Origin of the sequence: Comamonas fluminis (assembly GCF_019186805.1) — a bacterium.
GTDB classification, from domain to species: Bacteria; Pseudomonadota; Gammaproteobacteria; order Burkholderiales; family Burkholderiaceae_C; genus Comamonas; species Comamonas fluminis.
Window position 1 is genome coordinate 713,282 of record NZ_CP066783.1, and the last position, 18,614, is coordinate 731,895.

At 59.5% G+C, this 18,614-nt stretch carries 19 protein-coding genes; 5 read left to right on the top strand and 14 right to left on the bottom strand.

Features of this window, described 5'->3' with window-relative positions:
- Nucleotides 1-36: 36 nt before the first annotated feature.
- The 5 genes from gspK to gspG form a co-directional block, all read right to left on the bottom strand.
- Nucleotides 37-963, bottom strand: a complete 927-nt coding sequence (gspK, locus tag JDW18_RS03555; RefSeq protein ID WP_246610492.1) for a type II secretion system minor pseudopilin GspK — start codon at nucleotides 961-963, stop codon at nucleotides 37-39.
- Between the two features lie 137 nt (nucleotides 964-1,100).
- Nucleotides 1,101-1,853 carry a prepilin-type N-terminal cleavage/methylation domain-containing protein gene (locus tag JDW18_RS03560; protein ID WP_218242375.1) on the bottom strand — a complete coding sequence of 251 codons (753 nt, stop codon included), beginning with the start codon at nucleotides 1,851-1,853 and terminating at the stop codon, nucleotides 1,101-1,103.
- 44 nt (nucleotides 1,854-1,897) lie between these two features.
- A complete protein-coding gene (gene gspI / locus JDW18_RS03565; protein WP_218242376.1) occupies nucleotides 1,898-2,263 on the bottom strand; it encodes a type II secretion system minor pseudopilin GspI in 366 nt (121 codons plus the stop codon).
- Nucleotides 2,260-2,703, bottom strand: coding sequence for a prepilin-type N-terminal cleavage/methylation domain-containing protein (locus JDW18_RS03570; RefSeq protein ID WP_218242377.1), 444 nt, complete (start codon nucleotides 2,701-2,703; stop codon nucleotides 2,260-2,262). The genes gspI and JDW18_RS03570 overlap by 4 nt, the downstream gene beginning before the upstream one ends.
- Before the next feature lie 168 nt (nucleotides 2,704-2,871).
- Entirely contained in the window at nucleotides 2,872-3,324 is a 453-nt protein-coding gene (gene gspG, locus JDW18_RS03575) for a type II secretion system major pseudopilin GspG (RefSeq protein WP_218242378.1), read from the bottom strand.
- A 47-nt stretch (nucleotides 3,325-3,371) separates the two neighbouring features.
- Here gspG and JDW18_RS03580 point away from each other — a divergent pair, with 47 nt between their 5' ends.
- Complete coding sequence (locus JDW18_RS03580; protein ID WP_218242379.1) at nucleotides 3,372-3,845, top strand: general secretion pathway protein C; 474 nt, start codon at nucleotides 3,372-3,374, stop codon at nucleotides 3,843-3,845.
- On the opposite strand, the gene JDW18_RS03585 is transcribed toward JDW18_RS03580, so the two are convergent.
- The 3 genes from JDW18_RS03585 to ilvA form a co-directional block, all read right to left on the bottom strand.
- Nucleotides 3,838-4,401, bottom strand: coding sequence for a histidine phosphatase family protein (locus JDW18_RS03585; protein WP_218242380.1), 564 nt, complete (start codon nucleotides 4,399-4,401; stop codon nucleotides 3,838-3,840). The genes JDW18_RS03580 and JDW18_RS03585 overlap by 8 nt on opposite strands.
- On the bottom strand, nucleotides 4,398-5,225 hold the full coding sequence (locus tag JDW18_RS03590) for an adenosylcobinamide-GDP ribazoletransferase (protein WP_218242381.1): 828 nt from the start codon (nucleotides 5,223-5,225) through the stop codon (nucleotides 4,398-4,400). Before JDW18_RS03590 ends, JDW18_RS03585 begins: the two co-directional genes overlap by 4 nt.
- 67 nt (nucleotides 5,226-5,292) lie before the next feature.
- Complete coding sequence (gene ilvA / locus JDW18_RS03595) at nucleotides 5,293-6,846, bottom strand: threonine ammonia-lyase, biosynthetic (RefSeq protein WP_218242382.1); 1,554 nt, start codon at nucleotides 6,844-6,846, stop codon at nucleotides 5,293-5,295.
- Nucleotides 6,847-7,262: 416 nt separating this feature from the next.
- Between ilvA and JDW18_RS03600 the strand changes: the two genes are divergently transcribed.
- Entirely contained in the window at nucleotides 7,263-7,715 is a 453-nt protein-coding gene (locus JDW18_RS03600) for an OsmC family protein (protein WP_218242383.1), read from the top strand.
- A 62-nt stretch (nucleotides 7,716-7,777) separates the two neighbouring features.
- Here the strand turns inward: JDW18_RS03600 and coq7 are convergent, their stop codons facing one another.
- Nucleotides 7,778-8,395 carry a 2-polyprenyl-3-methyl-6-methoxy-1,4-benzoquinone monooxygenase gene (coq7, locus tag JDW18_RS03605; protein WP_218242384.1) on the bottom strand — a complete coding sequence of 206 codons (618 nt, stop codon included), beginning with the start codon at nucleotides 8,393-8,395 and terminating at the stop codon, nucleotides 7,778-7,780.
- Nucleotides 8,396-8,729: 334 nt separating this feature from the next.
- On the opposite strand from coq7, the gene JDW18_RS03610 reads away from it, so the two are divergent.
- Both JDW18_RS03610 and JDW18_RS03615 read left to right on the top strand, forming a co-directional pair.
- Nucleotides 8,730-9,803: a porin gene (locus JDW18_RS03610; protein ID WP_218242385.1), complete on the top strand. Its 1,074-nt coding sequence runs from the start codon at nucleotides 8,730-8,732 to the stop codon at nucleotides 9,801-9,803.
- A gap of 224 nt (nucleotides 9,804-10,027) precedes the next feature.
- Nucleotides 10,028-11,161, top strand: a complete 1,134-nt coding sequence (locus JDW18_RS03615; protein WP_218242386.1) for a porin — start codon at nucleotides 10,028-10,030, stop codon at nucleotides 11,159-11,161.
- Nucleotides 11,162-11,308: 147 nt separating this feature from the next.
- Here JDW18_RS03615 and groL read toward each other — a convergent pair whose 3' ends face one another.
- Both groL and groES read right to left on the bottom strand, forming a co-directional pair.
- Complete coding sequence (gene groL, locus JDW18_RS03620; RefSeq protein WP_218242387.1) at nucleotides 11,309-12,958, bottom strand: chaperonin GroEL; 1,650 nt, start codon at nucleotides 12,956-12,958, stop codon at nucleotides 11,309-11,311.
- Nucleotides 12,959-13,062: 104 nt separating this feature from the next.
- Nucleotides 13,063-13,353, bottom strand: a complete 291-nt coding sequence (groES, locus tag JDW18_RS03625) for a co-chaperone GroES (RefSeq protein WP_158389406.1) — start codon at nucleotides 13,351-13,353, stop codon at nucleotides 13,063-13,065.
- Between the two features lie 246 nt (nucleotides 13,354-13,599).
- Here groES and JDW18_RS03630 point away from each other — a divergent pair, with 246 nt between their 5' ends.
- Nucleotides 13,600-16,215: a chemotaxis protein CheW gene (locus JDW18_RS03630; RefSeq protein WP_246610259.1), complete on the top strand. Its 2,616-nt coding sequence runs from the start codon at nucleotides 13,600-13,602 to the stop codon at nucleotides 16,213-16,215.
- 42 nt (nucleotides 16,216-16,257) lie between these two features.
- Here JDW18_RS03630 and JDW18_RS03635 read toward each other — a convergent pair whose 3' ends face one another.
- The 3 genes from JDW18_RS03635 to JDW18_RS03645 all read right to left on the bottom strand — a co-directional run bounded on the left by JDW18_RS03635 (nucleotide 16,258) and on the right by JDW18_RS03645 (nucleotide 18,518).
- Nucleotides 16,258-16,596, bottom strand: coding sequence for an H-NS histone family protein (locus tag JDW18_RS03635; RefSeq protein ID WP_218242388.1), 339 nt, complete (start codon nucleotides 16,594-16,596; stop codon nucleotides 16,258-16,260).
- Nucleotides 16,597-16,792: 196 nt separating this feature from the next.
- A complete protein-coding gene (locus JDW18_RS03640) occupies nucleotides 16,793-17,281 on the bottom strand; it encodes a GNAT family N-acetyltransferase (RefSeq protein ID WP_218242389.1) in 489 nt (162 codons plus the stop codon).
- Nucleotides 17,282-17,357: 76 nt separating this feature from the next.
- Nucleotides 17,358-18,518 (bottom strand): bifunctional nicotinamide-nucleotide adenylyltransferase/Nudix hydroxylase, encoded by a 1,161-nt coding sequence (locus JDW18_RS03645; RefSeq protein ID WP_218242390.1) that lies wholly within the window; start codon nucleotides 18,516-18,518, stop codon nucleotides 17,358-17,360.
- Nucleotides 18,519-18,614 lie beyond the last annotated feature (96 nt).

An 18,614-nucleotide genomic window follows, 5' to 3' on the forward strand; every position in this document is an offset into this window, starting at 1 on the left:
TGGAGCATTCTATGAGGGCAATATGACATTCGGGCGTCAGCGCTGCGGGATTGCGGGCAATCCCCAGTCCGCCTGTTCCTGCCACAGCGTGTTGACGGTCATGTCATTGCGTTGAATCAGTGAGCGCTGGCTCAGTACGTTATCCCCAAGGCGCAGCCTTCCATGGGCCTCGAAGTACGAGGTGGTGACGCTGTGCGCGCTGTTGTTGAGGGCATTCGGGCGCCCCAGAGCAGTGCGTGCAGCTGCAACCGATTTGAAGGGCGAACTGTCGCGTAATTGCACCAGCTGGTTGGCGCTGGCCCAGTCCAGCTCTTCGTCGCTGGCGTACAGCACCTCGGCGCTGGCCGTGTTGATGTTGATCTGCGTCGCCTCGGGCAGCAGGCACACATAGGGTTCGATGCGGGCTATCAGCTGTGGATCGACACCCAGCCACACCAGCTGGCGCACGGTGCGGGGCATCAGCGGCGCATTCTGGGCTGTGCCGCGCGCAGCCTGCTGCAGGCCATTGGCAAGCTGCATGGCGGCACTGGCGGGCAGGTTCAGGCGGTCGAGCAGGCGGGTAAAGGGCTTGAGCGACTCGGCAGAGATCTCCTGATTCAGCCCTTTGTAGAGATTGCGCAGGTTCAGGCGCGACTGCATATCGATGACTTCGCCAGACAGAAAGGCATCCTGCACATCGGCCATGCTGCTATCGACCTGAGAGATATTTTTCTGGGCAGAGAGAAAGGTGGACAGACGCGCTTCCTGCAGCGGCACCGCCCAGGGCTCGCCCAGATGGTCTATTGGATTGCTGCGGTTGGCGCGGGAATCCTCCTGCAGCACCACCCGCGACCAGTCCAGCGCACCCAGCAGCAGCCATGCGGCCTGCACACGATTGCGCTCGGCAGTCTCCACCTCCACATCACGCCACTGCTGCCACAGCGCCGCAGAAGCCAGCGTGGCCACCATCACCACCGTCAGCATGGCCGCCAGCAGCGCTGCGCCGCGCTGGCGCAACTTTGCAGAGGGCGCGGCCCAAGTGAGGGACGCCGAGCAAGAGCCGCCTTGCGGCGAAGGCGTCGTCCCCCTTGGGGGGAAGGAGCGAAGCGACACAGGGGGGGTCATGATCGATTATTCGAGCGCAGCGGGTTCACCCAGTCCAGCGTCAGCACGCCATTCATGGCGCGCCCTGGCGGCAAAGTCAGCTCCAGCCGGATGCCTTCGGGCAAGGTGGGCAGGGCGCGGCTGCCGTCATCGGACTTGCTGCCTTCGCTCGATTGCGGGTTGGTCCAGGCATTGTTGCGGTAGTAATACACGCGCCACTGGTCCAGCGGCAGCAGCACGGTTTCGCGGCGCATCTGGTCGCTGGATGGGTTGCGGCCCCATTGCGCAGCCTGTATCCAGGCGTCATTCCATTCGCTTGCAGTGCGCAGCGGCAGCGATTGCCAGCGCACCCACTGAAACTGCCCGTCCACATTGCGGCGGCTCCAGGCCACCACCCAGGCACCGTTGTCCACAGGGCCGCTGCTTTTGCGCGTCATGCGAAAGACCTGGCCATCCCACTCCAGCGCCTGGCGGCCGGCCAGCGGCATCAAGGCATTGAGGTCGGCATTCCACTGTGCCAGCACAGTCTGCAGCACGGCTTGCTGCTCGCCCTGCGTGCGCGTGCTTTCCTGCGTGCGAATCATGCCATCCAGCCCGCGCCAGCTCATCACCGCGACCAAAGCCATGGCGGCCAGCGCCACCAGCAACTCAATCAGCGTAAAACCGCGATTCCGCTTTTTAGAGAAGGCGAAAACAGGTGGCCGAGACAAAAAACCGACACAGCCTAAGTCGGAGACGGCCAGCAAGGGCCGCACCGAAGCAACGGACATCGTCCCCCCGCGGGGGGAAGGCGCGAAGCGACTCAGGGGGGCCATCAATATTTCCCCACAATGGTTGAAACCTGCAGCATGGGGGCAGAGTTGGCAAAGACCTGTGCATCCACCCGCCGGAAGCTGGGGTTGGGCGTGGGGCGCACGCTGACCTGCACTTGCAGCTGGCGGCCTAGCTGGGGGCAATTGACCGTGGTATCGCCCACGGCTGGCATCTGGTTGATCAGGCGCAGGCGCACCAGTTCGTTCTGTGCGCAGGTCTGGGCCAGAATGACATCGGCCTGACGCTGCGCATTGCGTGTCAGTGCACTGCTGGCCTGAAGCCCGGCCAGCAGTGCCACGGCCACCATGCCTACGGCAACCAGCACCTCGATCAGCGTAAAGCCTTGCTGGACGAAACGTGGTTTCATGGCCTGCCGCCTTGCAGCGATTGCACCTTGAAAGGGCGCAGGCCATCGGTCACCAGTTGCAGCGCGGGCGATGAGTTGTCGGGCAGGGAAAGCGTAATCGTCTGGCGCGGAATCAAAGGCTCTGGCCCCAGTACAACCGGTGTGGAGGGCTGCACAGTGACAGGCGTTTGCAGCCACTGCATGGGCATCTTCACACCGGGTGGCAGGCCTTCAAACCGAAAGCCCTGAGGCATGGGGCGCCAGACCACCAGCGTGCCATTCGCACGGGCCTGGGCGCGCGCGGATTCCAGCAGCGTAGCCAGGCGCTCGGCCTCGCGCTCCAGTTGTTGGCCGCCGTTGTCACGAATGGCCAAGCTCACGCCCGCCGTTGCCAGCGCCATGATGGAAATCACGACCAGCAACTCTAGCAAGGTAAATCCAGCGTGTTTGAGTTGAGCCATGAAGGAGTGAGCGGCCGAGTTTCTGATGTGAAGCGGGTTAGACGGGGGATGTTTCGCCGCCGGGCAGCCCCAAGGCGAAACTCGGCTTTAGCCGGTCAGGGCCCCTTGGGGGCAGCGACCACACGCAGTGAGGGAGCGTGGGGTCGATGCTCTCGTGGGGGCTCATTGTTATTGCCAGGAGCCAATATCCGCATCCTTGCCTTCACCGCCGGCCTTGCCATCAGCGCCAAACGACATGATGTCGATGGGGCTCTTGATGCCGGGGTTCAGATACTGGTACGGATTGCCCCAGGGATCGTTGGGCAGCTTTTCCAGATAAGGCTTCCAGTTGGTGGGCACAGGGCTGGTGGTGGGTTTGGTCACCAGCGCCTGCAGGCCTTGCTCGCCTGTGGGGTAACGCTGGTTGTCCAGCCGGTACAGCTTCAGGGCCTGGTTGATATTGGCGATATCGGTTTTGGCGGCTGTCACGCGCGCATCGTCGGCGCGGTCCAGCACATTGGGTACGATCAGAGCGGCCAGCACGCCAATGATGACAAGCACCACCATGAGTTCGATGAGGGTGAAACCACGGGTTGCCGTATGGCGAATGGCTTTCAAATGGCGTCGGCTGAAAATTGTCATGTGGCGCTTGTAGGATGGATGCTGTACGTCACGATCATAATCTGCGAATGCGACGCTTATCTTTCAGCTCTGGTCAGGGCAGCTCCTTACCCGTCAAACTCACTACCGCGCTGCTGTGGGCAGGCGCTGCGGCAATTGTGGTGTTCTGGGGGCTGCGCTTTGCTGGCAGTGCCGATGCACACAGCCCGGTGGTGCCCGCCGCTCAAGCCGTGCAGGCCAATGCACAGGCTCTTGCCAAGGCGCTGGGCGCGGTCGCTTTGCCTGCGGCAGGCCCGGTGGTTGCGCCTGTGGCCAGTCGCTATGCCTTGATGGGCGTGGTGGCAGGGCGCGAATCAGGTGCGGGTGCCGTGGTGATTGCCGTGAGCGGCCAGCTAGCCAGAGCGGTGCGAGTAGGTGACGCAGTGGAAGAGGGCGTGATTCTGCAGTCCCTGAGCACGCGCGAAGCCCGCCTTGGCCCAGTCAGTGGGCCTGCAACGACGGTGCTGGAATTGCCCAAGCCTGCGATTGCCGCCCTCAACTAAGGCTTAGTTTCAGCCACTGCCCGCAGGCCGGTGCAGGCAGCGTCCAGTCGGCGCTTTGCGGTGGGCGACTGCCGTGTTGCAGCAGCCATTGCACACAGCGGGCCACACCTGCATGGGTGATCCACACCTGATGCGGCTGCGGGGCTAAACGGGATTGCTGCAGCGCCGCATTCACGCGATGGAGCATCTGCATGAGTGACTCGCCACCGCCGGGGGCATGGGCGGCCAGGTCTTGCGCCCAGGCGCTGATGGCTGCTTCGCCAATCGCATCCCAGCTTTCGCCCTCCCAGCTGCCGAAATCCATCTCCTGCAATCGCGCATCGGGCTTTGTAATGAAATCAGGTTCTAGCGCTTTCAATTCATACGCTAGCTGCTCACATCTTTGCAGTGGCGAGTGCTGTATGTGGAGATTGCCACGCCAGGGCTGCAAAGCCTGCGATAAGGCTAGAGCCGCATCTTGTGTGGCCTGTGCATCGGCAGGCACATTCAGGCGGCCATAGCAGCGGTCAGCCTCAATCAAGGGGCGTGCATGGCGCACCAGCCATAGCGTCTTCATACGATCTGGTGCACCGCCACGGCGGCGGCCAGCAAGATCGCCAGTTCATTGAGCTGCTGGCAAGCGCCCAGGCAGTCGCCCGTCATGCCACCCAGACGCTGGCGAAACCAGCGCTGCACCAGCCATGTGGTCAGGGCGCAGGCGATGAGGACTTTCAGTACTAGCTCGCCAGACCCCAGCCACCACAGCAGCGCAATAGCGGGCAGGCACCAGACGCCGCCTGTTATCAAGCCACGCCAGTTCAGCTGTTTGCCTGCCACATTCAAAGTCTTGCTGCTGGCCGCCAGGCCGACATGGGGCAGGCAGTGCATCAGCACCAGCGGTGTGAAGCGCGACAGCACATGCGCGCTGCACAGCAGGGCCATGATGGGCAGCGGGCTCCAGAAGGGTTTGAGGCTGTTCATCAGTACCGCAATCAGCGTGACTTTTGTCAGCAGCACCGTCACCAGCGTCATCACGCCATAGGACCCCAGCCGCGAGTCCTTCATGATCTCCAGCGCACGCTCGGGCGGCACAAAGCCACCCAGTCCGTCTGCCACATCGGCCAGCCCGTCCTCGTGAAATCCACCCGTCAGCCATAGCGTGCCAGCAGTGCTGATGACGGCGGCCAGCAGCGGCGTCCAGGGGCTGTGCAGCACCAGCCACTGCACCAGTGCCACCAGCAGCGCAGCCCACAGGCCCACCAGCCAGCCCACGCCCGGCAGATGCGCGGCGCTGGCACGCTGCATCTCGGGGCTCCAACCGACCCAGGTGGCCAGCCGCCCGTTGACGGGAATGCGGCTGAAGAATTGCACTGCCAGCAGAAAGTGGCGCAGGGCTTTCATGGGTGATTCAAAAAAGTGAGCTGCTTGCGAATATCCAGTAAGCGAAAGAGGCCTAAAGGCCTCTTTTTTATTTCAAGAACAGTTGATAAGCCGGGTTGTTGGTTTCTTCCACCCAGGGGTAGCCCAGGTTTTTGAGGAAGGCATCGAACTTCTTGCTGTCCTTGGCTGGCACCTGCATGCCCACCAGAATGCGGCCGTAGTCCGCGCCCTGGTTGCGGTAGTGAAACAGCGAGATGTTCCAGGTGGGGGCCATCAGGCTCAAAAATTTGAACAGCGCACCGGGACGTTCGGGGAAGACAAAGCGCAGCAGGCGCTCGTCTTGCGCCAGCGGCGAATGGCCGCCCACCATGTGGCGCAAATGCTCCTTGGCCATTTCGTCAAAGGTCAGGTCAATCGCGTCAAAGCCATTTTTCTGGAAGTTCTTGCAGATCTTCTCGCTCTCGCCCTTGGTGGGCGTGGTCAGGCCCACAAACACATGGGCTTTGCTGTCGTGGCTGATGCGGTAGTTGAACTCGGTCACATTGCGCGGGCCGCCGGGCAGCTTGCCTACCACCTCGCAAAAGCGCTTGAAGCTGCCGCGCTCTTCGGGGATGGTCACGGCAAACAGGGCTTCGCGCTCCTCGCCCACCTCGGCACGCTCGGCCACAAAGCGCAGGCGGTCGAAGTTCATGTTCGCGCCGCTCAAGATGGCGGCATAGGTCTCGCCCTTGGTCTTGTGCTTGGCTACGTACTGTTTGATAGCGGCCACGCCCAGGGCGCCCGAGGGCTCCACGATGGAGCGGGTGTCGGTAAAGATGTCCTTGATGGCGGCGCAGACGGCGTCGGTGTCCACGGTCACAAAGTCGTCCACCAGGCCCTTGGTGATGCGGAAGGTTTCCTCGCCCACCAGCTTGACAGCCGTGCCGTCGGCAAACAGGCCCACATCGGCCAGTTCCACGCGCTCACCGGCTTGCACCGACTGCATCATGGCGTTGGAGTCCTTGGTGTGTACGCCGATCACCTTCACATCGGGGCGCACGGCCTTGATGTAGTTGGCAATGCCGGCAATCAGGCCGCCGCCGCCGATGGGTACAAAAATCGCATCCAGGCGCTGGCTGCCCAGTTGCTGCAGCTGGCGCAGCATTTCCATGGCGATGGTGCCCTGGCCGGCAATCACGTCCGGGTCGTCGAAGGGGTGAACAAAGGTCAGGCCCTGCTCTTTTTGCAGCTTGATCGAGTGCTTGTAGGCATCGGAATAGCTGTCGCCAAACAAGACCGCTTCGCCGCCCAGTGCCATCACGGCATCCACCTTGACCTGGGGCGTGGTCGTGGGCATCACGATCACGGCGCGGCAGCCTAGCTTCTTGGCACTCATGGCCGTGCCCTGGGCGTGGTTGCCGGCGCTGGCGCAAATCACGCCTTTTTGCAGCTGCTCGGCCGTCAGATTGGCCATCTTGTTGTAGGCGCCGCGCAGCTTGAAGCTGAACACGGGCTGCTGGTCTTCGCGCTTGAGCAAAATCTTGTTGTGCAGGCGGCGCGTGAGGTTTTTGGCGGGCTGCAGATCAGATTCCACGGCCACGTCATAGACGCGGGCGTTGAGGATGCGGGTCAGATAATCGGCGGGAGTCAGAGCTTGAGGCATGGGCAAAAAGAACAGATCAATTGCCTGGCACCCAAGTGAGGCACAGTCACAGAGCTTGTGTTCGTGAGGCAGGGCGCAGGATTGCAGCCATCATAGGCGCTTGGGTGTGCCACTGCAGTACTGCCTCAAGAGGTGAGTCCTGTCTGATGGAGAACTGCAAAGGTGCAGGAGGCAGGCGGCCAAAAAAAAGCCCCCAGCTGTGAAGCTAGGGGCTGAATCCACCATTAGAGGAGGTGGAGGAGACAAGTGGTGCGATACAGACTAGTGCTTTCCATAGATCTGTGGTCCATCTGCGGGTTTGACCTCACAGGTAACGCTTGAGTTGTATTGTAGGGGTCTTGAAATTTCTGTGCATCAAAAGATTCGGGTTTTTATGTATTTGATGCAAAATTGCAACAGCTTTGAGAGGAAATACGATGGAATGCACAGTTAGTTGGACAGGCGCGGCCACTGGAATGCGCTCTGGCATGGGTTTTGTGGCAGAGACTGGCAGCGGCCATGTGGTGAACATGGATGGCGCGCCCGATGAGAGGAATCCGGCCAACGGCGGCCGCAATCAGGCCCCGCGCCCCATGGAAATGCTGCTGGCAGGCGCTGGCGGCTGCACCGCCTATGACGTGGTGCTGATCCTCAAGCGTGGCCGCCACGATGTGAAGGGCTGCAGCGTTCAGCTGACATCCGAGCGCGCAGACACGGATCCCAAGGTCTTCACGAAAATCCATATGCAGTTCACCGTCAGCGGCAAGAACCTGCCTGCTGCAGCAGTGGAGCGTGCCATCGAGATGAGTCACGACAAATACTGCTCGGCCACCATCATGCTGGGCAAGACGGCTGAAATCACGACCGGTTTTGACATCGTCGAAGCCTGAGCGGTATCGCTGATGAAAAACGGGTCCTGTGTGGACCCGTTTTTTGTTGGATGGCGGTGATGTCAGATGCGGTGTGCAGTTGTTGTCATGACCTTGGCTGCAACACGCATCAAGCCTTGTATCGCGGGAGGAAGCTGTACAGCACCCTCATCAATGGCCGCTGCTGCGTGGCGCTCTTCATCATCCTTCATGCGCTCCACCACGGCGCGCGAGGCTTCATCCTCTTCGGGCAGGCGGCCCAGATGGCTGGCCAGGTGGGCTGAAACCTGATTCTCGGTTTCCACGACAAAGCCCAGACTTGCCGCATCACTGACCTTGGCTGCAATCGTGCCAATGGCAAAAGCACCGGCAAACCACAGCGGGTTCAGCAGCGACGGGCGATCCCCCAGCGCATGCAGACGTTCACGAGTCCAGGCCAGGTGATCCATTTCCTCGCGTGCGGCATGCAACAGATGCTCGCGCAACTCTGCATCCTTGGTCACCATGGCCTGAGCGTTGTATAAAGCCTGCGCGCAGACTTCTCCCACATGGTTGACGCGCATCAATGCGCCAGACAGGCGGCGCTGATTCTCATCGAGACTGGCCTCGGCAATCCCGGAGGCCGGGGAGCGCTCGGCCGCAGGAGGGTCAGCAAACAGGGTGCGAAGGGCTGCATCTGCAGCAGTCAGAAATTTATCCATGGCTCTTGAAACAACACGGTGCGGCACATGCATCGTGCCAATGTGCATAAGGTACACCAGAGTGCTTCACCCGCAACTTGCGCTGGGGCAATGCCAAGGTGGAACCCTTAAGTGCCGCACCTAATAGCGCGTCAGAGTTGTTTGTTGCGGTAGTGCAACGAAAATCGCCGGAATCCGCCGGTTTTGGGTGAATTCCTTTGCGCTGCTGCCGGGGGTCTGGTGCAATAGACCCAACTTCCCCACCAGGAGGTTGGCGCGGGAAACCGGTGGAGCTCGAGGCTCAAGTCTCTCTCCCATAGAACCGGCGCCCTTCTAAACCTTGGAGTAACTCGTAATGAAAAAATCTCTGATCGCCCTGGCAGTGCTGGCCGCTTCCGGCGCCGCAATGGCTCAATCTTCCGTGACCATGTTTGGTGTGGTCGACACTGGCGTTGCCTACCTGAAGGGTACTGGCGATGGCAGCACTAAGAACTACGGCCTGTCCACAGGCGGCAACGCTTCTTCTCGTCTGGGCTTCCGCGGCGTGGAAGATCTGGGTGGCGGTCTGAAGGCTGGTTTCTGGCTGGAATCCGGCTTCAACAGCGATACCGGTAACGGTGCTGCTGCTGGCGCTTCTGGCAATGGTCTGGAATTTGCTCGTCGCTCCACTGTGAGCCTGATGGGTAACTTCGGTGAAGTGCGCCTGGGTCGTGATGAAACCGCTGCTTACAACAAGCTGTCGGCTTACTCCAACTTCAGCGTGATCGGCGTTGGCGGCTTCCGCGGCTGGAACAGCACTGTTGGTGACGGCATCCGTCAAAACAACATGATCGCTTACTTCACGCCTAACTTCTCTGGCTTCACAGCTGGCGTGAACTACGCTTTCGGTGAATCCACTCAAGGTGGCGCTTACAACCGTTACGTTGGTGGCTTTGCTGCTTACAACAATGGTCCTCTGAGCGTCACAATCGGTGCTGATCACAAGAACGGCGCTTCGCTGGCTCAAGCCGGTTTTGCTAACAGCACTGTGGAAACCTACGGTCTGGGTGCCTCCTACGACTTTGGCGTTGCCAAGGTGAACGGTCTGGTGCTGCAAGCCAAGGAAAAGGGTCAAGCAGTGAACACCAAGCAAACCAGCTACGCTTTGGGTGTTTCCGCTCCTGTGGGTGGCGTGGGTGAAGTGAAGGCTCAGTACGCTCTGTACGACGGCAAGAATGGTGCTGCTCAAGGTGATGGCAAGGCTCATCAACTGAGCCTGGGTTATGTGCACAACCTGTCCAAGCGCACTGCTCTGTACGGTACATACTCGTACATGAAGAACAAGGATGGCCGTGCTATGACCCTGATCAACAGCGGTGCAGGCGGCTACACTACTGGCGTGAACGGCAACAACCACGGTATCCAAGTGGGTCTGCGTCACGCTTTCTAATCAGTTGCTGGCATAAGCCAGTAATTGCTTAAAGCTTAAAAGGCCTGTCGAAAGACAGGCCTTTTCTATTTTTGCGGATAAAACTGAAAGGGTGATTACTGAGAGGGTAAATCCGCGAGGGAAAGGCCTGTGTTGTGCTTGCGCCAATCGTTACGCAATGTGTGGATGGATTTTTAGAATGAAATTTCCACCAACTGTTTGTGAACTAAGAGAGAGGCAACACAATGACAACTTCATTTGTGAAAAAGACGCTGGCTTTGGCTGTATTGGGTGCCTTGGGAGGCATGGCTTATGCGCAAAGTAGTGTGCAGCTTTATGGCATTGTGGATGCAGCCATTCGCCATACAACCAATGAGGGGGCTGATAAGAGTGGCGTGACTAGAATGATTGGTGGCGGTATGTCTCAGAGCCGCTGGGGTATCAATGTTACAGAAGACCTAGGTGGCGGCCTTTCTGCTATTGCGAACCTAGAGAACCGCTTTTTGACTGACTCTGGCTCGGGGGCTTCCTCAAATTATTTTCAGCAGTCCTGGGTAGGACTGCGTAGTAAGAGCTTTGGTCAGATCACCATGGGGCGCCAATACAATATGTTGTTTGACTTGGTGACCTCCACATATTCATCCTTCCCATATTCCCCTTATATGGAGGCGTACAAGCCTGAAATTGGGATGTCGATGGGGGCTCGTGCAGACAATATGTTGAAGTATGTTGCGGAGTTTGGTCCAGTGCGTGGGGCATTGCAATATTCTTTTGATGAGAAAAATACAGGAGCTAATTTCTCTCCGACAAATGCCGCAATGAAGACAGCAGGTGGTTATCTGCGCTATTCGCAGAGTGGAATTTCAGCAGGGCTTGGTTACTTGGGAACCACTTTGCCAATGGGTACCAAGGTTGATGCTTGGACTTTGGGTGGTTCTTATCGTACTGGAGGCCTTTATTTCAATCTTGGCTATGCACAAAATAAGCGCAAGGATGTAAAGGGTGCCACTGATATTGCAGTTCTGACCTCAATGTGGCAAGGTACTGCAGGTGTTTATGCTGCTGCAAATGGTGCTTTTAGTGCCGGTGATGCAAATAAACGTGAGATGTTTAAGATCGGTGTGGGTTATCAAATTACGCCGCAAGTCAATGCAGGTGTTCATTACTTCCATGCTAAGCAGTCGGGTTCGGCTAGCGGGGCCTATAACGGTAAAGCAGATTTTGTGGTTGCTGTTGTTGACTATGCTTTCTCTAAGAGGACAGATGCCTATTTCGGTGTAGACCATACAAAGGTCAGCGGAGGCAGCAAGATGTTTGTGGATGGCAATGGAGCAACAAAGCGCACAGGTATTACAGTTGGCCTACGCCACCGTTTCTGATGGTGTTGAATTAATCTAAAAATACCCGGTCAGTGTAAACTGGCCGGGTATTTTTCAATCAGGGACCAAACAAAAAGGCCGCATTCGCGGCCTTTTTGTTTTTGAGCAGAACCGGGTGAATGAAGCACCCGGTCAGCAGCCTGGCAATTACATGCCCATGCCGCCCATGCCACCCATGCCGCCCATGCCACCCATGTCAGGGGCACCAGCGCCTTCAGCCTTGGGGGCGTCAGCGATCATGCACTCGGTGGTCAGCAGCAGGGAAGCCACGGAAGCGGCGTTCTGCAGAGCAGTACGAGTTACCTTGGTGGGGTCCAGGATACCCATTTCCAGCATGTCGCCGTAGGTGTCGTTGGCGGCGTTGAAGCCGAAGTTGCCGTTGCCCTTCAGGACGGAGTCCACCACCACGGAGGGCTCGCCACCGGCGTTGGCCACGATTTCGCGCAGAGGAGCTTCCACGGCCTTCAGCACCAGCTTGATGCCAGCGTCTTGCTCGGCATTGCCGGTCGCCAGAGCGCCCACAGCTTGCTTGGCGCGCAGCAGAGCCACGCCGCCACCGGCCACGATGCCTTCTTCCACAGCAGCGCGGGTAGCGTGCAGGGCGTCTTCAACGCGGGCCTTCTTTTCCTTCATTTCGACTTCGGTGGCAGCGCCAACCTTGATCACGGCAACACCGCCGGCCAGCTTGGCCACGCGTTCTTGCAGTTTTTCGCGGTCGTAGTCGGAAGTGGCTTCTTCGATCTGGATGCGGATTTGCTTGACGCGGGCTTCGATTTCGTCAGCCTGGCCAGCACCGTCGATGATGGTGGTGTTTTCCTTGCCGATTTCGACGCGCTGAGCCTGGCCCAGGTCTTCCAGAGTCACCTTGTCCAGCGACAGGCCCACTTCTTCAGCGATGACCTTGCCGCCAGTCAGGATGGCGATGTCTTCCAGCATGGCCTTGCGGCGGTCGCCGAAGCCAGGAGCCTTCACAGCCACAACCTTCAGGATGCCGCGGATGGTGTTGACCACCAGCGTAGCCAGGGCTTCGCCTTCGACGTCTTCAGCAATGATCAGCAGAGGACGGCCAGCCTTTGCAACGGCTTCCAGGGTAGGCAGCAGGTCGCGGATGTTGCTGATCTTCTTGTCGAACAGCAGCACGAAGGGGTTGTCCAGAATCGCGGATTGCTTTTCGGGGTTGTTGATGAAGTAGGGCGACAGGTAGCCACGGTCGAATTGCATGCCTTCGACGACATCCAGTTCGTTGGCCAGGGACTTGCCTTCTTCAACAGTGATCACGCCTTCCTTGCCGACCTTGTCCATGGCTTGAGCGATGATTTCGCCCACGTCAGCGTCGGAGTTAGCGGAGATCGTGCCCACTTGAGCGATTTCCTTGGAAGTGGTGGTGGCCTTGGATTGCTTCTTCAGCTCTTCCACCAGGGCAGCGACAGCCTTGTCGATACCACGCTTCAGGTCCATGGGGTTCAGACCAGCGGCCACGTACTTGGAGCCTTCGCGCACGATGGCTTGTGCCAGCACGGTAGCAGTCGTGGTGCCGTCACCGGCGATGTCGTTGGTCTTGGAGGCCACTTCCTTCACGAGCTGGGCGCCCATGTTCTGCAGCTTGTCCTTGAGTTCGATTTCCTTGGCCACGGACACACCGTCCTTGGTCACGGTAGGGGCGCCGAACGAGCGCTCCAGCACCACGTTACGACCCTTGGGGCCCAGGGTAACCTTGACTGCGTTAGCCAGAATGTTCACGCCTTCAACCATGCGTGCACGTGCTTCACCGCCGAAAACTACGTCTTTTGCTGCCATTTGTGGCTCCTAAAGATTTGGATCAATTTGCCTGCCAGCCCTTATCTAATAAGCGCTGGCAGCTATGAAATTCGATGTTTGAAAGGGGTAATTCGCGCAGCGAATTACTTCTCGACGACTGCGAACAGGTCGTCTTCCTTCATGACCAGCAGCTCGTCGCCGTTGATCTTCACGGCTTGGCCGGAGTACTTGCCGAACAGAACGCGGTCACCGACCTTCACGTTCAGAGCGATTTGTTCGCCCTTGTCATTGCGCTTGCCGGGGCCCACAGCCAGCACTTCGCCCTGGTCAGGCTTCTCGGTGGCAGCATCAGGGAGCACGATGCCCGAGGCTGTCTTGGTTTCGTTTTCGAGGCGCTTGACGATCACGCGATCGTGCAGGGGACGCAGGTTCATACCAACTCCTAAATACATCAACAAAGTTGAAACAAGACTTGCCAGCCATCCTGGCCGACATTCGGAATATCTAGGGTCAAGCTGTTAGCACTCAACCCCTTCGAGTGCTAATAATAAGGCAATTTCCCGCGCTTTCAAGACCTCGCTCCAGCCGATTGCAGGGGCAATCCGTCAGGACGCAGGGTTTGTTCTGAGCTATCTGTAACGCGAATTTACAAATAGGCCTGGCTTTTGCTCTGCCAGAGCATGCCTCCAGAAACCATGATTGCCCCGGCGCAGCGCGCCCGTGAACTGCTACAGACAGACGCCTTCATTCCTCATATGCGCCGAGTGGGGCGCTGCGAGAGCTCGCTGCGCGAGCTGAACCTGATGTGGCGGCTCATAGAGTCCTCCGCCAAGATGAATTGCCCGCAGGAGGCACAGGCCTTGCTGCCCATGATGGCCGCCACGCGTGGCGGCTTCGAGAGGCTGGAGCAGGACCTGGTGCAATCCATGGTGGCACAGGCGGTGGCGGGCGTTACGGCAGGACAGGCCAGCCAGGCGCAGCATTTGATGGATACGCTGGTGCGTAATCTTTACGAGCGCACTGCCGATGTGGGGTTTCTGGCGACCGATGCCGTGCTGTGCCGTTTCCTGGCGGGGCTGGATGGCGATAAGGCAGCGGTCACGCAGCGCCTGCGCGCCTATCGCAGCAAATACACGGTGTATGAGGATATTTTGCTGCTGGATACCGAAGGCCGGGTGCAGGCGCGCGCTCAAGAAGACGAGAGCAGGCAGGGCGCAGATCAGCCATGTCAGGATTCGCTGATTGCCACTGCCCTGCAAAGCCAGGGCTTTGTGCAGCGTTTTGGTGCCACTGACTTACTGCAGGGGCATCGCAATGGGCTGATCTATGCCCAGCGCATGCTGCACCCGGTCAGTCGGCGGCCCATGGGTGTGCTGTGTCTGTGCTTTGACTTTGAAGGCGAGATGCAAGGCATCTGGAGTGGGCGCGAGCAGGCGGACAGCAGCAGTGCGCAGGGGGCGCAGACCCGTATTGCTCTGCTACTGGATGGCCAGGGAATGGTTCTGGCCAGCAGCGATGTGCACTGGATTGGTGTGGGTGCGAAGCTGCGACCTCACCGCGATGGTGCGGGTGTGCTGTATGTTCATGGCGGTCGCACTTATCTGGTGCAGTCAGCGGCTTCGGCGGGCTATCAGGGCTATATGGGGCCACAGGGCTGGCGGGCGCAGATCATGACGCCACTGGAGCTGGCCTTCGGGCTTCAGCCGCAAGCGGGCATGGAGGGGCTGGATGCTGCCGTGGCGCAGGGCTTGCTGGCACATGCACACCGCTTTTGCCCGCCTTTGCATGCCATTCACAGCGCGGCGGACACCATACGTCGCGTGGTCTGGAACGGGCGTGTCATGACCGCTGGCAAGCAGCTGGACAACACCCGGCTTCAGGCCATGTTGGAGCAGATTGGCGAGACCGGGGCGCGAACCAACGAGGTGTTTTCTCAATCCATTGATGCGCTTTACGGCACGGTGCTCAATACCGCATTGAGAGACAACAGCCTGCTGACGAGCCTGCTGGTGGACTTGCTGGACCGTAATCTGTACGAGCGCGCCAACGACTGTCGCTGGTGGGCTTTGACGCCGCAGCTATCGGCGCTGCTGGAGGATCAGGCGCTGGGAGAGGCGAGTGCCAGTCAGGTGGACGAAGTTTGCGAGCTGCTCACCGGCATTCACGCGCTGTACACGGTCTATCAGCAAATCATGGTCTATGACACGCGCGGCAGGGTTGTGGCCTGCAGCCAGCGGGGCCGGGCAGACGCCGAGTTTCAGGACCTTCTGGGCACCGACATAGAAGCGGACAGCCTGCAGCAAGTTCTGGCGCTGGGCGCGTCTCAGGCCTATCACGTCTCGCCATGGCGGCCATGTCTGCAGCATGAAAAGGGCGGCTCAACCTATGTCTATTACGCGCCCATACGCAATGCCGATGGTGTGATGCTGGGCGGCATTGGCCTGGTGTTTCATGCGCAGCGTGAATTCAAAGCCATGCTGGAAGGTGTGATGGGCGTGCAGCAGGAAAGTGCAAGCAGCAGGCGGGTGGCTTATCTGAATCGCTTGGGCGTGGTCATGGCATCTTCTGACGAGGCGCTGCAGCCGGGCATGAAGCTGGAGCTGCCGCCGCAGATGCTGGCCCTGGCGCCGGGCCAGACCATGGCGCGTGCCATGGTGTATCAGGACCAGTACTGCGTGGTGGCGATCACTGCGGGCAGTGGCTACCGGGAATTCAAGCGCAGCGACGGCTACTGTGAAGAGGTTCTCGCGCTGTCTGTTCAGGCGTTTGGTGCCGTGCAGGGTGACGCGCTGGCAGCCGTCTGGCGCCGCAATACGCGGGTGCAAAGCTGCAGCGCTGCACCCGGCCTGGAGATGGCGACCTTTTTTGTGGGGCGTAGCGTGCTGGCGGTCGATGCGGCCTGTGTGCTTGAGGCACAGAGCGCCTCTGCCATTGCTCCTGTATCGGCCGGTCGTTTGCCGTATTGCGTGGGCACGCTGGCACGGCGCAGTCAGGGGGCTGTGGCAGGGTATGTCTGGGTTTTTGATCTGGGGGCGCTGCTGTTTGGCAAGCCCTTGACCCGAACGGCACAAAGCCAGGTGATTGTGCTGGAGCACGAGGGCATCAGGCTGGGCTTGCTGGTCAGCGACCTTGAAGGCGTGGTGCGCTTCGAGAGTGAACAGTTGCGAGTGGCACCCGCTTTGGCGGGCCTGCAAGAGCAGCTAGTGCAGCACCTGATCTATGCCAATGATGGAGGCCTGCTGATACAAGGCCTGAGCGTTGCGGCTTTGGTGCGCGCGGTCAAGGCACCGCTGTAGGCGGTGCTGGCCGCATGCACGGATGCACAGGGCGTCAGCCGCTTATTGCACCGGGAAGGGGTTTTTTTCGTCGCGGGGGGCGTCGAAGTCAATGAACGTTGGCTTCTGGATCTCGTACTGACTGCGATCCTTGCCTTCAATCCATTTGGGCGGCTTGCCACGGCCAGTCCAGGACGCACCACTTTCGGGGTCGTAGTACTTGGCTTCGACCTTTTTCTTTTCCTCAGGCTTCCAGGGGAAGACCTGCTGGACCGTAAATCCAAAAGTGTTGATCAGTTGTTTGATATTGGCCAAAGCCTCTTTGGCTTCGGTGTCACGCACTTCTTCTATGCGCTTGTCCAGCTCGTTCTTGCGAGCCATGAGTTCTTGATAGCTAGGCATCCACGGATTCCCATTGTGTGTGATAGGGCGGCATATGCCGCCTCTGTTCTTGTTTTGGCAAACCCCTCATTTTCACCGAAAGCCGATTTACGGGCCGCCCGGATATTGCATAGGGCACATTTGTTCTGCGCCCATGCATCAGTTTGAAGGGTTTTTTCGGGGAATTGATGCCGTTTTGGCGTTCCAGGCCCGGGTTTCAGGCTTTGGGCTGGGCCAGGGTCTGTAGTGCATCGCCAGTCATGCGGTAGCGAATCCACTCGGTCTGGGGCAGTGCACCCAGACTGTCGTAGAACTTCAGAGATGGCGTGTTCCAGTCCAGGCAGCTCCATTCAAAGCGGCCGCAGTCTTTTTCCAGCGCAATCTGCGCCAGGCGCTGCAGCAGGGCCTTGCCGGCGCCGTGGCCGCGGGCGTCGGGCGTCACGTACAGGTCTTCCAGGTACAGGCCGTGCTGGCCTTGCCAGGTGGAGAAGTTGAAGAAGTACACGGCAAAGCCGACGGCCTTGCCATCCACTTCGCAGATCAGCCCAAAGACGGCTGGATGCTCGCAAAACAGGGTGCGGCGAATATGCTCGGGCGTGGCCTTGGCTTCGTCTTCTGCTTTTTCGTAGATGGCGAGTTCGCGCACAAAGTGCAGGATGAGGGCTATGTCCTGCTCGGTCGCGGGACGAATAATCAGTTGGCTCATGAAATTACCGTAAAAAGTGGCGAAAGCCCTTATTTAATAAGCGCTGTCAGCTATTGTTTTTGAAATTCTGTGCGCTTCAGGCCGGTTGCCGTGCTGGCTCGTGGTGGGCCAGTGTGATGGGCAGGAACTGGCACAGAATCTGGAAGTGGTCTTCAAAGAAGTCGCCTTCCATTTGCGCCAGATCAGCAATCGGCACCCAGCGGGCCAGGGCTGCATCGTCAGCGCCCTGCACCGGCGGCAGGCTGGGTTGCACGCCCAGGTCCAGATAGTGCACATGGGTAATGGTACGCCCGCGCAGGCTGCGATCAGGGTGGTCAAACACTTGAACCGCCTGCAGTGCTGCCAGCAGATCGGCTTCGCTGATGGCGGAACAGGTTTCCTCGCGCAACTCGCGCACGCAGGATTGCCACAGGCTGTCGCGCTGCTCCAGAAAGCCGCCGGGCATGGCCCACAGGCCCTGGCCGGGCGCATGGCCGCGCTGAATCAGCAGCACCTGGTCCTTGCCCTTGGCGTGGCAGCGCAGCAGGGCATCCACCGTGACGAACACGGGCGAGTAAGGCGCTTTGGCCCAGGCTTCCTTGTAGGCCTGCAACATGTGCCATTCTTTTTGCATGCGCACATACAGGGGGGTGTGGGCCCAGTGGCGCAAAAAGGCCAGAGTGCTCGCAGGCATTTGTGTGGAAAGCTTGGTCAGCGCCGCTTCCATGGCTTCGGGCGAGGCAGAGCCTTCGCCAAAGAAGATTTCGCGCAGCGGCGTGGCATCAAACTGGCCCAGGCGCGGCAGGCTGATGAGTTCCCAGCCGGGAAAGCGTGCGAGATAGCTGCTGCTGGAATCCTTGAAGTGGCCCACCAGTGCCACGCTGGCGCCCTCGGGCACATGGGTGGCCACGGCGTCGCGCACGGCATGCACCCACAGCGGCTCGTTGTAATAGTCGCGCACAGGCACGCAGTGCACGCGCTCGGCGTCCTCTTTGGATAGCGCATCGCGCATCATCTGCGCGCGTTCCTGCCAGCTAAAAGGGTTCTTGGGGTTGGGCGCCTGCCAGGCGCTGCCCAGCACCACGACGACCTGGCGGGCCCGCTCCAGCGCGGCGTGCAGCAGTGCCATATGGCCGTTGTGCAATGGCTGAAAGCGGCCAATCAGCACCGCAGTGTGCAGGGGCACGGACGTGGGCAAAGTCTCGGGAGAGGCAGAGATAACGCGCTTGCTGGCGGTATGGGAACTGGCTTGAGGCATGTGAGCGAAACCCGTACTGAAAACACGGCCCCTGAGGGCAGGAAATAGATAAAAAGTGGCTGTGGCGCTTGATGGGTAAGCGCTACCAGCTCACTT